The 14,928-nt window shown below is 68.3% G+C and carries 13 protein-coding genes; 8 read left to right on the top strand and 5 right to left on the bottom strand.

Features of this window, described 5'->3' with window-relative positions; all coding sequences use genetic code 11:
• The first annotated feature begins 15 nt into the window (after nucleotides 1-15).
• The 4 genes from DDQ50_RS12745 to DDQ50_RS12730 all read left to right on the top strand — a co-directional run bounded on the left by DDQ50_RS12745 (nucleotide 16) and on the right by DDQ50_RS12730 (nucleotide 4,826).
• Nucleotides 16-1,161, top strand: a complete 1,146-nt coding sequence (locus DDQ50_RS12745; protein WP_116757076.1) for a pyridoxal phosphate-dependent aminotransferase — start codon at nucleotides 16-18, stop codon at nucleotides 1,159-1,161.
• Nucleotides 1,158-1,796 carry a bifunctional 4-hydroxy-2-oxoglutarate aldolase/2-dehydro-3-deoxy-phosphogluconate aldolase gene (locus tag DDQ50_RS12740; RefSeq protein WP_116757075.1) on the top strand — a complete coding sequence of 213 codons (639 nt, stop codon included), beginning with the start codon at nucleotides 1,158-1,160 and terminating at the stop codon, nucleotides 1,794-1,796. The genes DDQ50_RS12745 and DDQ50_RS12740 overlap by 4 nt, the downstream gene beginning before the upstream one ends.
• Nucleotides 1,789-2,730, top strand: a complete 942-nt coding sequence (locus tag DDQ50_RS12735; RefSeq protein ID WP_205663630.1) for a sugar kinase — start codon at nucleotides 1,789-1,791, stop codon at nucleotides 2,728-2,730. The genes DDQ50_RS12740 and DDQ50_RS12735 overlap by 8 nt, the downstream gene beginning before the upstream one ends.
• 749 nt (nucleotides 2,731-3,479) lie before the next feature.
• Complete coding sequence (locus DDQ50_RS12730; RefSeq protein ID WP_116757073.1) at nucleotides 3,480-4,826, top strand: APC family permease; 1,347 nt, start codon at nucleotides 3,480-3,482, stop codon at nucleotides 4,824-4,826.
• 373 nt (nucleotides 4,827-5,199) lie between these two features.
• Here DDQ50_RS12730 and DDQ50_RS12725 read toward each other — a convergent pair whose 3' ends face one another.
• Together DDQ50_RS12725 and DDQ50_RS12720 are read right to left on the bottom strand one after the other, a co-directional pair.
• A complete protein-coding gene (locus DDQ50_RS12725) occupies nucleotides 5,200-6,765 on the bottom strand; it encodes a carboxylesterase/lipase family protein (RefSeq protein WP_116757072.1) in 1,566 nt (521 codons plus the stop codon).
• 68 nt (nucleotides 6,766-6,833) lie between these two features.
• Nucleotides 6,834-7,730, bottom strand: a complete 897-nt coding sequence (locus DDQ50_RS12720; RefSeq protein ID WP_165829811.1) for a G5 domain-containing protein — start codon at nucleotides 7,728-7,730, stop codon at nucleotides 6,834-6,836.
• A 219-nt stretch (nucleotides 7,731-7,949) separates the two neighbouring features.
• On the opposite strand from DDQ50_RS12720, the gene DDQ50_RS12715 reads away from it, so the two are divergent.
• From DDQ50_RS12715 to DDQ50_RS12705, 3 genes are read left to right on the top strand one after another with little or no spacing between them, the layout of a single operon-like run.
• Nucleotides 7,950-8,786, top strand: coding sequence for an amino acid ABC transporter substrate-binding protein (locus tag DDQ50_RS12715; RefSeq protein WP_116757070.1), 837 nt, complete (start codon nucleotides 7,950-7,952; stop codon nucleotides 8,784-8,786).
• A gap of 21 nt (nucleotides 8,787-8,807) precedes the next feature.
• The gene (locus DDQ50_RS12710; protein ID WP_116757069.1) at nucleotides 8,808-9,470 is read left to right on the top strand and encodes an amino acid ABC transporter permease; all 663 of its coding nucleotides are present in this window, start codon (nucleotides 8,808-8,810) and stop codon (nucleotides 9,468-9,470) included.
• Complete coding sequence (locus tag DDQ50_RS12705; RefSeq protein ID WP_116757068.1) at nucleotides 9,454-10,272, top strand: amino acid ABC transporter ATP-binding protein; 819 nt, start codon at nucleotides 9,454-9,456, stop codon at nucleotides 10,270-10,272. The genes DDQ50_RS12710 and DDQ50_RS12705 overlap by 17 nt, the downstream gene beginning before the upstream one ends.
• A 223-nt stretch (nucleotides 10,273-10,495) precedes the next feature.
• Here DDQ50_RS12705 and DDQ50_RS12700 read toward each other — a convergent pair whose 3' ends face one another.
• Nucleotides 10,496-10,894 (bottom strand): GlcG/HbpS family heme-binding protein, encoded by a 399-nt coding sequence (locus tag DDQ50_RS12700; protein ID WP_116757067.1) that lies wholly within the window; start codon nucleotides 10,892-10,894, stop codon nucleotides 10,496-10,498.
• 161 nt (nucleotides 10,895-11,055) lie between these two features.
• Nucleotides 11,056-11,880 carry a polyphosphate kinase 2 family protein gene (locus DDQ50_RS12695; RefSeq protein ID WP_116757066.1) on the bottom strand — a complete coding sequence of 275 codons (825 nt, stop codon included), beginning with the start codon at nucleotides 11,878-11,880 and terminating at the stop codon, nucleotides 11,056-11,058.
• Between the two features lie 354 nt (nucleotides 11,881-12,234).
• Here DDQ50_RS12695 and DDQ50_RS12690 point away from each other — a divergent pair, with 354 nt between their 5' ends.
• Nucleotides 12,235-13,821 (top strand): Na+/H+ antiporter, encoded by a 1,587-nt coding sequence (locus DDQ50_RS12690; protein ID WP_165829810.1) that lies wholly within the window; start codon nucleotides 12,235-12,237, stop codon nucleotides 13,819-13,821.
• 140 nt (nucleotides 13,822-13,961) lie between these two features.
• Here the strand turns inward: DDQ50_RS12690 and DDQ50_RS12685 are convergent, their stop codons facing one another.
• Nucleotides 13,962-14,843, bottom strand: a complete 882-nt coding sequence (locus tag DDQ50_RS12685) for a restriction endonuclease (protein ID WP_116757064.1) — start codon at nucleotides 14,841-14,843, stop codon at nucleotides 13,962-13,964.
• Nucleotides 14,844-14,928 lie beyond the last annotated feature (85 nt).

The following is a 14,928-nucleotide window of genomic DNA, read 5'->3' as shown; positions in this document are numbered from 1 at the left end:
AGCACCAGCACCACCATGCCTCTCGTCACTCCCGCCGCCGACCGCATGCCCCGATCGGGCATCCGACGTGTCATGGACGCCGCCTGGGCGTCCGGCAAACCGTTCATCGGCATGCACGTGGGCGAACCGAGCTTCGTACCCCCGGAGCATGTGCTCCGCGCGGCCGAGAACGCCTATGAGACGGGCGACACGCACTACGTGCCGAACGCCGGGGTGCCCGAACTTCTCGAGGCGCTGAGCGTGAAGGTTCGCGAGCAGAACGGCATCCACGCGTCCCCCAGCCAGATCGTGGTCAGTGCCGGAGGAGCCCAAGCGCTGCACCTCGCGCTGTCGATGACGATCGCGGCCGGCGACGAGGTTCTCATCCCCGATCCCGGCTGGCCGAACTACGCCATGGCCGTCGGCCTGCTGCAGGCCACTCCCGTCCGCTACGCGCTGAAGCCCGAGCGCGGGTTCATCCCCGACATCGCCGAGCTGCAGGAACTCATCACCCCGCGCACCCGGGTGCTGCTCGTCAACTCTCCCTCGAACCCGCTCGGCACGGTCATCCCCGGAGAGGTCATCGAGGAGCTCGTGCGCTTCGCCGAGCGCAACGACATCTGGCTGCTCTCCGACGAGTGCTACGACGCGCTCACCTACGGGGTCGAGCACGTGTCCCCCGCCCGGTTCGATGAGAAGGGCGTCGTGCTCTCGGCGTTCTCCTTCTCCAAGACCTACGCGATGACCGGTGTGCGCGTCGGATACCTCGTCACGCCTCCCGGGGTCGCCGCCACCGCCGCGAAGCTGCAGGAGCCCATGGTCGCCTGTGTGAACGCCCCGGCCCAGGCCGCGGCGATCGCGGCGCTCACCGGCCCCCAGGATCAGGTCGCGTTCATGCGCGACACCTACGCATCGCGACGTGTGCTCGCCATGGAGAAGCTCACCGAGGTCGGCATCCCCTTCGTCGAGCCGCGGGGTGCGTTCTACATCTGGATCGACGTGTCGGATCGGACCGGAGGAAGCGTGGAGGATTGGGCTGTGCGGTTGTTGCAGGAGCACCAGGTGGCCATCGCGCCGGGCACCGCGTTCGGAGCCGGCGGCGAAGGGTGGGCCAGACTCTCTCTGGCAGCCGACAGCGATGACATCGCTCGCGGCATCGAGCGGATCGGAGCCATGCGATGAACAGGTCGGCCCTGCTGCCCACCGTCCTCCAGGAGAGTCCGATCATCGCGATCCTCCGGGGTGGCCGCGAAGACCGAGTGATCCCGGTGGCCGAGACCCTCATCGAGAACGGCGTGCGCTGTCTCGAGATCACGACGAACACCCCGGGGTGGCAGGACGCCATCACCGCGCTCGCCTCCCGTCCGGAGGTGCTCGTCGGGGTCGGAACCGTCCTCACGGTCGAGCATGTTGAGCAGGCGAAGGCGGCGGGGGCGGAGTTCCTCGTCTCCCCCGACACGAACCTGCTCGTCGGCGAGGCCGGGATCGCCGCCGGGATGGGGTGGTACCCGGGCGCGCTCACACCGACGGAGATCGTCACCGCTTACCGTGCCGGCGCGACCGCCGTGAAGGTGTTCCCGGCGAGCGCGATGGGCGGCCCGTCCTACCTCAAGAACGTGCTCGCACCTCTCGACTACATCCCGCTCGTTCCCACGGGCGGCGTCGATCTCGACATGATCGCCGACTACCTGGCGGCGGGCGCCGTCGCCGTGGGGCTCGGCTCGCCGCTGATCGGCGACGCGCTCACCGGCGGCTCGCTCGACGCCCTCGCCGCGCGCGCACGTCGCGCTGTCGAGGCGGTGTCCGATCGTGGCTGAGGTCTACACGCTCGGCGAGGCGATGGCGCGCATCTCGTCCACCACGACGGGTCCCCTGCGGCATTCCCCGCTGATGAAGCTCGGCATCGCCGGCGCCGAGGCGAACGTCGCGATCGGTCTCGCTCGCCTCGGGGTCGCAGCGGAGTGGTCGGGCCGGGTCGGCGACGACGAGTTCGGTCGTCTGATCACCTCGGTTCTCCGCGGTGAGGGCGTCCTGACGGATGCGATCGTCGACGGGACCGCCAACACCGGACTCCTGATCAAGGAGCGCCGCACCGCGGGGCTGAGCCGGGTGCAGTACTACCGGGCCGCGAGCGCCGGCTCGCGATACGCCCCCGCCGATGTCGATGACGCGGCTGTCGAGCAGGCGGAGATCCTCCACGTGACCGGCATCACTCCCGCGCTGAGCGACTCCGCGCGCGCGGCGGTCGAGCATGCCATCGATGTGGCGTCCGCAGCCGGGACGACTGTCTCGTTCGACGTCAACTACCGCACCGGTCTCTGGTCGGCCGAGGAAGCGGCACCCGTCCTGCGCTCGATCGCGGCGCGGGCGGACATCGTCTTCGCCGGGCACTCCGAGGCGGGGCTCATCGTCGACGGCGAGGACGACTGGCAGCTCGCCGAGGGTCTGGCAGCCCTGGGCTCGCAGCAGGTCGTCATCAAGCGCGGGCGTGCCGGCGCGGTCGCGGTGATCGACGGCACCCGCTTCACGGCGCCGCTGTACGTGATGGACGAGCTCGACCCGATCGGTGCCGGCGATGCGTTCACCGCGGGGTATCTAGCCGAGTGGATCGCGAAGGCGTCGCCGGAGCAGATGCTGCAGACGGCGTCGCAGTGCGGTGCGTTCTCGGTGACCGTCGAGGGCGACTGGGAGGGTCTCCCCACCCGCGACGACCTGAACCTGCTGACCTCGATGGGCGAGGTCCAGCGCTAGAGGTCCCGTCGGGCACTGCCAACTGGTGGTGCCCGACGGTCGACTCCGTCTCCCGCGGGCCCGTGGGGGCGGCAGGCCCCGCCCATTGAGCGCAGCGAAATGAGCGGACGGGCTCGGCAGTGCGTGCGGCCCCGCCCATTGAGCGCAGCGAAATGAGCGCCGGGAGCAGAGGCCGGCGCGCTTCGACAGGCTCAGCGGGCGGCGCTGGCCGCCGGAGGGCCCCTTCGCTTCGCTGCGCTCAGCGGGCGGGCACTTAGCCGCCCATTGAGCCCGTCGAAATGAGCGGCGAGAGGTTCGGCAGCGCGCACGGCCCCGCCCATTGAGCGCAGCGAAATGAGCGTCCGAGCCGAGTGTCCCTGCGCTTCGACGGGCTCAGCGGGCGGGCGGGCAGCTAGCCGCCCATTGAGCCCGTCGAAATGAGCGGCGGAACGTTCGGCAGCGCGCACGGCCGCGCCCAATGAGCGCAGCGAAATGAGCGTCCGCAGCCGAGGTCCCTGCGCTTCGCTGCGCTCAGCGGGCGGGCGCCTCGCCGCCCATTGAGCCCGTCGAAATGAGCGGCGGCAGGCTCGGCAGCGCGGACGGCCCCGCCCATTGAGCGCAGCGAAATGCGCCCCGCGTCCCGCCTCGCATCCCCCGCCCGAAGCCTCGACCGCCCTCCATGTCTCGAGCGTGTTTCGCGGTCGGGAGAGCTTGCTGACAGATCCCGAAACACCTTGCAGCGGGCGCGACGGAGACGGTGGACTGTGCGGATGACCGACACCGCGAACCCGTCCGACACCGCGACGTCCGAGAAGAGAGGCAGCAAGCTCAAGCAGGTCATCACCGGGCCGCTGCTGTTCGCGTTCATCGTCGGCGACACCCTCGGCGCCGGCATCTACACGCTGGTCGGCACGATGGCGGTTGACGTGGGCGGCGTCATCTGGCTCCCCCTGCTGATCGCGCTCGTCGTCGCACTGCTGACCGCCGGCACCTATGCGGAGCTCATCACCAAGTACCCGCACGCCGGCGGGGCGGCCCGTTACGCGGACCGTGCGTTCGGCATCCCCTATGTCTCGTTCCTCGTCGGATTCCTCATGATGGCGTCCGGGATCACGACCGCCGCGTCGCTCGCGAACGCGTTCGCCGGCGACTACCTGAGCGCCCTCATCGCGGTGCCGGCGATCCCGGCCGCGCTGATCTTCATCGCGGCTCTGACCCTCATCAACCTGCGCGGCGTGCGGGAGTCGCTGACCGCGAACCTCGTGGCTTCGGTCATCGAGGTGAGCGGACTCGTCATCGTGATCGTCTGCGCCGGGATCTTCATCGGCGGCGGGCAGGGCGACCCCGCCCGCGCGCTCGAGTTCGCCGCTGACGTGCCGCCGCTGCAGGGGGCCTTCGCCGCATCGATCGTCGCGTTCTTCTCGTTCCTCGGCTTCGAGTCGGCAGCCAACATGGCCGAGGAGGTGCGCAACCCGTCGAAGGTGTACCCGCGCGCTCTCTTCGGAGCCCTCGCCACCGCTGCCGTCGTCTACCTTGCCATCGCGCTCGGCGCGGTAATGGTGCTGCCGCCCGCCGACCTGGCCGAGTCCAGCGGGCCGCTGCTCGATGTGGTCGCCGCGAGCGGGGCCGCGGTGCCCAGTTGGCTGTTCGGACTCATCGCCCTCGTCGCGATCGCCAACGGTGCCCTCCTGTTCATGGTGATGGCGAGCCGCGTCGGATTCGGCCTCGCCGAGTCGGGCCTGCTCCCGGATGTCTTCGACAAAGTTCTGGCGAAGCGCGGCACCCCTTGGGTGTCGATCATCTCGGTCGGGCTGGCCACCATGGCACTGAGCTTTGTCGGTGACGTCGCCACCCTGGCCGAGACGACCGTGCTGCTTCTGCTGCTCGTCTTCGTGTCGGCGAACATCAGCGTGCTCGTGCTCAAGAAGGACAAGGTCGATCACAAGCACTTCAGCGTGCCGCGAGCGGTCCCGGTGCTGGCCATCATCGCCAGCATCGTGCTCCTCACTCAGCAGACCGGAGTCGTCTGGCTGGGCGCGGCGGCGTACGTCGCGGTCGGCTCGGTGCTGTTCCTCATCGCCCGCTACGGCAGAAAACGAGCAGAGGCCAAGAAGTAGCCGCCGCCCGCTGAGCGCAGCGAAGCGCAGGCCCTGCATTTCGCTGCGCTCAATGGGCGGGAGTTGCTCCGCCCGCTGAGCCCGTCGAAGCGCAGGCCCTCCATTTCGACGGGCTCAATGGGCGGCCCGCCCGCTGAGCGCAGCGATGCGTGGGCCCCTTCATTTCGCTTCGCTCAATGGGCGGGGGTTGCCCGCCCGCTGAGCTTGTCGAAGCGCAGGCCCTCCATCTCGACGGGCTCAATGGTCGGCCCGCCCGCTGAGCGCAGCGATGCGTAGGGGCCTTCATTTCGCTTTGCTCAATGGGCGGGGTTGCCCGCCCGCTGAGCTCGTCGAAGCGCAGTCTCTCCGTTTCGACGGGCTCAATGGGCGCGGCTCAGCTGAAGGCGAGCACCGCGTCGCCCCAGCCCTTGCGCAGGGTGGCGTCGACGTCGTGCACGATCGTGTCGCGCTTGTCGATCAGCAGGCTGGCTCGGCCGTTGCTGTACGGCGGCCACTCTCCCCCGGGCTCGCCGGATGACGCGAACGACGTCCACCACCCGAGGAACCGGTCGGAGATCTCCCGCCCGACCCGATGCCCGCCGAGGCGGAAGGTGAAGTCGCGTGGATTCACGTCGAGGTTGCCCCACACGTACGGCAGCTCGGTCGCGTGGGCGGCGCCCATGCCGATGAGGCGCAGCATGGGGGTCGACCAGTCGAACCGGTAAAGGTACGTCGGTGCGATCCTCGAATGCCCCTCGACGAGCCACACCGTCGGCATCCGAAAGCCGATGTCGCGGGCGATGCCTAGCCCGATCGCCCTCTGCCGCACCCCCTCGTACGCCCCGAGCAGCTGCTCGCGGCTGGGAAGGACCGCGTCGGGATTCTCGGTGGCGAGCTTCGTCATCATGGTCGTGATCGAGTCGCTCGTGATGGGCATGAGCGGCGACTTCATGAACTTGAACAGGGTCGCCTCGTCGTGGTTCGTGCCAATGATCAGCGGCACCGGATGCCCTCGCCCTTGGTGTAGCACCGTGATCGGATGCTCGGGGAGGAGGTCGCCGTCGACGACGGGCGCCCAGGCGAGAGTGCCCGGTTCGTCGACCGGGACCCTGTCGTACACGCGAGTCGCCGCAGCGACGATCGTGTCGACGCTCAGGTCGCGAAGCCTCCCGATCTCGGCCGGCTCGACAGCGACCTCCGCGAGGAACCTATCGGCGACGGTCCGTGCCCGTTCGGTGCCGTACATCGACGAGGCCGGAGAGCTCTCGGCGATCGCACGGTGGAAGAGTCCCTCGGCCGATGGTGTGGCGAGCAGGGCGGTGACGATGCCGCCGCCCGCGCTCTCGCCGAAGACGGTCACGTTGCGGGCGTCGCCCCCGAAGGCGCCGATGTTGTCGCGAACCCACTCGAGCGCGAGAAGCACGTCGCGCAGCGCGAGGTTGGAGTCGAACACCTCGTCGCCGAGGTCGAACTCGGCGAGGTCGAGGAACCCGAGCGCGCCCAATCGGTAGTTGAGGGTCACGACGACGACGTCGCCGAACGACGACATGGCGGTGCCGTCGTAGACGCGTTGGCTTGCCGCGCCGAACGTGTAGGCGCCGCCGTGGATCCACACCATCACCGGCCGCGGTACGGCATCCGACGCGTGAGCCGACACCGCGGCCGTCGGACTCCAGACGTTGAGGAACAGGCAGTCCTCGTCGAGCCGGATACCCTCGCCGAGATCGAGCGCGGGCGTCAGCGCCTGAGGCGCCGCGGGCCCGAACGCGTCTGCCCGAACCGGATCGGCAGGCACCACGGCCGGACGGGGCGCGCGCCACCGATTCGGTCCGGTCGGGGGCTCGGCGTACCGGATCCCCTTCCACACCGAGGTGGCTCCGACCTCGGCCCCGACGAAGGTGCCGGCGGGTGCCGAGACTGTCGTGACGGTCGGCTCGGGGACACTGTCGGGCGCGCTCATGCCACCAGGATTCCAGACGGCACCGACGTCAGGTGCGCCGGATGCCCTCCGACCGGCCGGAACCTCGGTCAGCTCTGACAGGCGATGCCGTTGCCGTCTCGGTCGAGGTCGTAGATGTCGGATCCGACGACCCGCGCCGTGCCGGAGAAGTAGGCGGGTCCGTCGCCACTGCCACCGGCGCAGTCCACGTCGCTGGATACCGGAACGCAACCGTCCGCATAGTTCGGATCGCATCCGCCGCCCTGCGGTTCGGGCGCCGCGGCCACCGGCGCGGGAGGCGGAGGCGGAGCCACATAGGTGCCGACGGCGGTGACCTCGTCGATGGGTGCCAGAGTCACGGACTCCCCCGTCAGTTCCCGTTTCACCTCGACGCCGTCTTCGAGAGTGACGCGGAAGGTCCGGGTGAGTGTTCCGTCGACCCCGGGGACCACGATGGCGGTTGTCCCCGAGTCGCGGCTCGGGTCGTCCTGACTGAGCCGGTTGAACGGGACGACGGCGGTTTCGGTGGCCGTCTGATAGGTGATCTTCGGACCCGTCGGTGTCGGCGACGGGGTGGGCTTGGCGGTTTCCAGCGGCACGGCGGCGATGCCCCTCGGCTGCCCACCGAGCGACGATGCCGCATTCGCGAGCCCGGTGACACCCACGATGAGGACGAGCACCGCGAGAGCCACGAGGAGGATCAGGTTCCGCCGGGAGAGTCCGCTCGCGCGTCGCAGCCCCGGGGAGCCGGCCGCCGGAGTCGCCACGGCGACGGTCTGTCGCGCGTAGATGTCGTGCTGAGGCGACGCCGGGGTCGGGTTCTCGGCCCGCGGCGCGGGCGAAGGCGACGCCACCGCCGCCGAAGCGGCGGTCGGAGGCGCAGCTCGCGGGGGCTTCGGAGCCGTATGCAGAGACCACCGCTCGCCGTCCCACCACCGGATGGCACGCGCGTCTCGGGGGTCGTCGTACCAACCGGGCTCGGCCATGAGCTCCTCTAATGGACCAGTTGCGATGAGCATGGCCCTCCGCCCGCTACCCGGGGCTGTTCGACACGCCGTGGCTTCGTCGCCACGCCGCTCTCGCTTCGAGTCCGCTGTCATGCGCCGTCATATGGGGATGGGTCAACGACTTCTCGCCTAGCCTGATCCGGGCGCCGAACCGGGCGTCTCGACACAGCACCCGCTCCACCGCACCAGGAAGATCCCATGCTCCACAAGACACGCACTCTTTCCGCCCTCTTCGCCGCAACAGCGGCGGCCCTCGTCCTCGCCGGCTGCGCGGGCGGACCAGCCGACGGCACCGACTCGGGCGACGACTCCGCCGCAGGGTCCAGCAACGGCCTGAGCCTGCAGGAGGTGAAGGACGCCGGCAAGCTCGTCGTCGCCACCGAGGGCACCTACCGCCCGTTCAGCTACCACGAAGACGGATCGGGCGACCTCACCGGCTACGACGTCGAGATCATCACCGCCGTCGCCGACAAGCTCGGTGTCGACGTCGAGTTCCAGGAGACCCAGTGGGACGCGATCTTCGCAGGTCTCGAGGCGGGGCGCTTCGACTTGATCGCGAACCAGGTGTCGATCAACGACGAGCGCACTGCCAAGTACGACTTCAGTGAGCCGTACACCATCTCGCCCGGCGTCCTCATCGTCCCCGAGGGCAGCGCGATCGCCTCGTTCGACGACCTCGCCGGCAAGACCACCGCGCAGTCGCTGACCAGCAACTGGTACGACATCGCGGAGGGCGCCGGCGCCACCGTCGAGCCCGTCGAGGGCTGGGCCCAGGCCGTCGAGCTCGTGAAGCAGGGACGAGTCGACGCGACCGTCAACGACGAGCTGACCTTCCTCGACGCGAAGAAGAACGGCGACACCGACGGTCTCAAGATCGCGGCGGAGAGCGACGACGTCTCGACGAACGCGTTCGCACTGCGCAAGGGCAGCGACGACCTGGTCGACGCGATCAACGCGGCCCTCGACGAGCTTCGCGCCGACGGCACCCTCGCCGAGATCAGCGACAAGTACTTCGGCGAGGACGTCAGCGAGTAGATCGGCGTCTAGCCTTCGGTCATGGACTGGCAGCTCGCCTGGGATTCGCTCGGGCCCATCGTGCGCGGGGCGGTACTCGGTACCGTCCCGCTCGCGCTGATCTCGTTCGCGCTAGGTCTCGTTCTCGCGCTCGGCATCGCGCTCGCCCGCATCTCGAAGGTGCGGGTGCTCTCCGCCGCCGCCCGGTTCGTGATCTCGGTCGTGCGCGGCACTCCCCTGCTCGTCCAGCTGTTCGTGATCTTCTACGGTCTTCCGTCGCTCGGTCTGACGATCCCGCCCTGGCCGAGTGCCGTCATCGCGTTCTCGATCAACGTCGGCGGATACGGGGCCGAGATCATCCGGGCCGCAATCCTTTCGGTGCCCGCCGGACAGTGGGAGGCCGGTTACACGGTCAGCATGTCCAGGTCGCTCACGCTGCGGCGGATCATCCTCCCGCAGGCCGCCCGGGTGTCGGTGCCGCCGCTGTCGAACACGTTCATCAGCCTCGTGAAGGACACCTCGCTCGCGTCGCTCATCCTGGTGACCGAGCTGTTCCGCGAGGCGCAGAAGATCGCGGCGTTCAGCCAGGAGTTCATGCTGCTCTACATCGAGGCCGCCGTCGTGTACTGGGTGATCTGCCTCGGCCTGTCCGCCGTCCAGGGTCGGCTCGAGAAGAGACTGGATCGCTATGTCGCTCACACCTGATCGGCCGTCCGTTCCGGGTTCCACCGGCGGCACCGGTGTCCCGCTGCTGCGGGCGACCGGCCTGCGCAAGGCGTTCGGCGAGCTCGAGGTGCTGAAGGGCGTCGACCTGCAGGTGCGGCGCGGCAAGGTGCTCGTGCTCATCGGGCCATCCGGATCCGGCAAGACCACCGTGCTGCGCTCTCTCAACGCTCTTACCCCGCCCGACTCCGGGGTGATCGAACTCGACGGCGACCGCGTCGACTTCGGGGCCGATGTTGCCCCGCGGGCCCGAGCGGCAGAACGCGCCCGGCTGCGCGACGCGTCGGGCATGGTCTTCCAGCACTACAACCTGTTCCCGCACAAGACCGTCCTCGAGAACGTGATCGAGGGACCCGTCGTCGTGCAGCGCCGGCCCCGTGATGCGGCGATCGCCGATGCCGAGGCGCTTCTCGCTCGTGTCGGTCTCGAGTCGAAGCGCGATGTCTACCCCTTCCAGCTGTCCGGCGGTCAGCAGCAGCGAGTCGGTATCGTGCGCGCCCTGGCGCTGAAGCCGAAGCTGCTGCTGTTCGACGAGCCCACGTCGGCCCTCGATCCGGAGATCGTCGGCGACGTGCTCTCGATCATGTCCGAACTGGCCCACGAGGACTGGACTATGGTGGTCGTCACTCATGAGCTTTCGTTCGCCCGTGAGGTGGCCGACGAGGTCGCCTTCCTCGACGGCGGCGTCGTCGTCGAACGCGGCGCCCCGGCCGACCTCTTCACCGCCCCGCGCGAACCCCGGACGCGCGAGTTCCTGAACCGCCTCCTCCGCCCCCTCGACTGACCAGGCCCCGCCCGCTGAGCCCGTCGAAGCGAACGGGGACCGGGCAAGGCCGCCCGCTGAGCCCGTCGAAGCGAATGGGGCTTCGGAGGTCGAGTAGCGCCCCAGCGCGTATCGAGGCCTTGGCAGCCGCAGGGCTGGCTGGTCTCGGTACGGGCTTCGGCCTACTCGACATCCGAGAGTTGGCTGGCCCCTTCGCTTCGACGGGCTCCGCGGGCGGGTCGGGCTACAGCGCCTCGGTCCCCGCAAGGGCAACCGCGCGGTCGTTCTCAACGGTGTCGCCGCTGACCCCGATCGCACCGATGATCTCGCCGCCGACCTCGAGCGGGATCCCACCCGGGAACGTGATGAGCCCGCCGTTGGACACCTCGATGTTGAACAGCGACCCACCCGGCTGCGAGAGCTCGCCGATGGCGCCGGACTCCATGTTGAAGAACCGCGCGGTGCGCGCCTTCTTCTGCGCGATGTCGATGCTGCCGAGCCACGCGCCATCCATGCGGGCGAAGGCCTTGAGGTTGCCGCCGGCGTCGACGACGGCGATGTTCATGAGTGTGCCGGCTTCCTCGGCTTTGGCGAGTGCGGCGGCGACGACTGTCTGAGCCTGGGTGAGCGTGATGTCGGTCATGGACGAATCTCCTTCGATCGTTCGGCCCGGCTCGCGGTCGGACCTCGGTCGGCACGAACGGCCGACCCGTGCATCGAATCAGCCCAGCCTGAAGGACGGGCCCGTCGGCACCGCTTTCGCAGACTTGGCAGCACACTCACGCTCTCGGCGGAGCGGTCGGGTCAACTCGCGGCGAGCCGCGCCTTCTCGAAATCGACATCGAAGTCGGCGGCGGGCCACTGCGGGTCGATCCCCTTCAGCGCCTCGCGCAGCAGTCGCTGCACCGCGAGCCGCGCGTACCACTTGCGGTTCGCCGGGATCACATGCCAGGGCGCCTGCTCGGTCGAGGTGCGGGTCAACGCGATCTGGTACGCCTCCATGTAGGCATCCCAGTACTGGCGCTCATCGATGTCGCCCGGGTTGAACTTCCAGTGCTTGTCCGGGCGATCGAGCCGCTCCAGCAGGCGCTCGCCCTGCTCCTCGCGCGAGATGTGCAGCATCACCTTGATGATCGCCGTGCCGCTCTCGGCGACCAGGCGTTCGAATTCGACGATCTGCTCGTACCGCTCCTCGATCACTGCGGCCGGAGCGAGTTGGCGCACCCGACCGATCAGGACATCCTCGTAGTGCGATCGGTCGAAGACCCCGATCATGCCCGGCTGAGGCAGCTGCCGTTCGACCCGCCAGAGGAAGTCGTGGGCGCGTTCTTCCTCGGTCGGCGCTTTGAACGCGTGCAGCGAGGTGCCCTGCGGATCAACCTGGCCCACGACGTGACGGACGATCCCGCCCTTGCCCGCCGTATCCATGGCCTGCAGCACAAGCAGAACGCTGCGTTTGCTGCCGCCCTTGCTGGCCGCGAAGAGCCGCTCCTGCTGATCGGACAGCTCTTTCGCTTCGTCGGCGAGCGCCTTCTCGCCGTCCTTCTTCGATCCATGGAATCCGGGAGTGCTCGAGGGATCGACCTCGGAGAGCTCGAACCCGAAGTCGACCCTGTTCGTCTCAGACATCCCCGCACCATACCGAAGCGGCCTGCACACGCCCCCGCCCGCCCGTTGAGCGAAGCGATACGAAGGGCTGGACCCACCCCGCCCGTAGAGCGAAGCGAAACGAAGGGCTAGACCTCGACTCCGCCCGTAGAGCGAGCCGCCGCCTGCCCGCCCGTTGAGCGAAGCGAAACGCAGGGACTAAACCTCGATCCCGCCCGTAGAGCGAGCCGCCGCCGCCCGCCCATGGAGCGAAGCGATACGAAGGCCTCGACCCACTCCCGCCCGTTGAGCGAAGCGATACGTATAACCCCCGCATCCGTGCCAGCATCTATTTCGACCCACCGAAAGCACATACGAACCGCCGAGGGGACGCACATGAACGGCTTAGAACTTGCAGTCCTCGTCGGCAGCGTGATCGTGGTCGGCGGCTGGATCGCGGAACGCATCCACGTGAGCCCGCCCATCGTGCTGCTGGTCCTCGGCGGGATCCTCGGCTTCATCCCGCTCTTCAGCGAGGTCGAGCTGCCACCCGATCTCGTGCTCCTCCTCTTCCTGCCCGCGCTCCTGTACTGGGAGGCGCTGAACACGTCGTGGCGTGAGATCCGCCGCAACGCGCGCGTGATCCTGCTCCAGTCCATCCCGCTGGTCCTCGTCACCGCCGGAGTGGTTGCGCTGATCGGGCACGCGTTCGGACTCCCCTGGTCCGTCGCGATCGCGCTGGGCGCCATCGTCGCACCCACCGACGCGACCGCGATGGCGTCGGTCGCCGGCCGACTCCCCCGCCGATTCCAGACCATCCTCCGCACCGAGAGCCTCATCAACGACGGCACCGCGCTCGCCCTCTACTCGGTTGCGGTGGCGGCCGCGGTGCTCGAGCGCGACATCAACTTCGGAGAGGGCACCCTCCGCTTCGTCGCCTCCTATGCGGGCGGAATCGCGATCGGCGCCGCGATCGCCTTCCTCGCGATTGGTCTGCGCAAGCTTGTTCGGGGCCGCCTGCTCGTCAACACGATCAGCGTGCTGACGCCGTTCCTCGCCTACCTGCCGGCTGAACTCGTGCATGTGTCGGGCGTTGTCGCCGTCGTGACCACCGGCCTGGTCGTCGGGCACTTCGGGCCCACGGTCATCATGGCGAGCGCGCGCAATCAGGCGTACTCGTTCTGGGGTCTGACCAGTTTTCTGCTGAACTGCACCTTGTTCGTGCTCGTCGGCCTGCAACTCCACTCCGTTGTCGAGGACATCGACGGTGATTGGGATGTCGCGCTCGCCCTCGGTCTACTCGTGACTCTGGCGGTGATCCTGGTGCGGATCGTGTGGGGGTACACGACTCCGTACATCATTCGAGTGCTCGACCGGCGTCCGTCGCAGCGTCTGCGTCGCGTGGGTGCCCGCCAACGGTTGCCGATCGCGTGGGCGGGCTTTCGCGGGGCGGTGTCGCTGGCTGCCGCGCTAGCTCTGCCGACCACGCTGGAGAACGGCGACGCTTTCCCGGGCCGCGACCTGATCATCGCGGTGACGACGATCGTCATCCTGGTGACCCTGATCGTGCAGGGTTCGACGATGGCGGCGATCGTCCGCTTCGGTCAGCTGCCGCCCGACCCGACTGAGGCCGCTGAGTTCAAGCTGGCTGAGGTGACAGCACTCAAGGCGGTGGTCGAGGCCCTCCCGGCTGAGGCGGAACGTCTGAATGCGCCCGACGAGCTGCGCGACCTGCTGAACCAGGAGTACACGAGGCGACTCGAGGAGTTCGAGCACGACGGCGAGGAGTCCGAGGCTCAGGGCGCGGCAGCCGACGTCGACCGCGAAGCTCCGCTCCGCCTGGCCCTGCTCTCGGTGAAGCGCTCAGCGGTAATCAAACTCCGCAACAGCAACGAGATCGACGACACGATCCTGCGCCGCATCCAATCCCGCATCGACCTGGAGGAGATTCGCCTGTCGAGGGCGACCTCGGAGGACGAGTAGCCCCGCCGCCCGTTGAGCGAAGCGATAGGAGGCACGCTTACTTGTGCCCAACGTTCGGTTTCTCGGCATGCATTACACGCAGAGAATGCAACGACCTAGCTCGGCCGCGAATCGCCGTGGCTGACTCTGCTGCTCCCTCCTCAATCGCTCGTAGTAGCCGGACGCCGGTTGATACTGTCCACTCGCGGTCGGACTCGGAGCGCCTCGGGGAGTGGCACATGCAACCCGTTCTGCAGGTAGTGGAGCGCTTGCGGGTTGGCTGCCACCAGCCGGCCTTCTTTCGCTCGGAAAATGAACAGCGGGATCGCCATCTCGCGGGCCTCTGCCCTCGCGGGACGGGTGAAATGACTCGCCGCGAACACCATGGGCAGCTTATTGTCACGTTGTGCCGCACCCTGAATCTCGCGGATAACGGTCACCGGCACCTTGTCGGTTCGGTTCTTCACCTGAACCGCGAAGCAATGGGTCACAACGTCGATGCCGCCGTCATGCCGATACTGGGTGACTCGCGCCTCCGGCGCACCGAGGTGGGCCATCCATTCAGCTGTAAGGAACTCGGCTTCGCGGGCGTTCACGCCTTCGGTCCGTTGAGTCGGTGCCTTAACTACGAATGCCCGACGACGAAGTAGAGCCGTGGTGGCCGCATGACCAATATGGCTGCGGATGCGTGCGCGAGTGGTCGACGTCTTCAGCGGTTTGATGAGGTGGGTAGCAGGGCCGAAGAACACGAGCGCCACTATCGTTCCGAACCACCAGATGTGCTCCCCAAGGCCGCTATCCATCAACGTCTGGCAGAAGACGACGATGACAACGGTCCCGCTGAATGCCGTCACGAGGGCAACGTATTGCCGGAGTGGCCGGTCCTGCGCGTAGTCCATAAGCTCGTCGGCGGCGGGACCGATCCAGCGGCGAATGTCTCGTTCGATCACTTCGTCGGCTGCCTCGGGGTTTGCGTCTAGCGACGTCCAGCGTTCTACAACACGGTCGGCGCGGCGCCGCACGAGCCATGGAATGCGTTTCATAACCGATTTCCCCCTCTCCCGAAGCTAGGAGTTGGAAAACCTCATTAGAAGACCCCCTTTGCGGGCCTCCAGTCCTAGCGCGCGT

It is taken from the genome of Amnibacterium flavum (genome assembly GCF_003097495.1).
GTDB classification, from domain to species: domain Bacteria; phylum Actinomycetota; class Actinomycetes; order Actinomycetales; family Microbacteriaceae; genus Naasia; species Naasia flava.
This window is presented reverse-complemented; position numbering and strand designations above follow the sequence as displayed.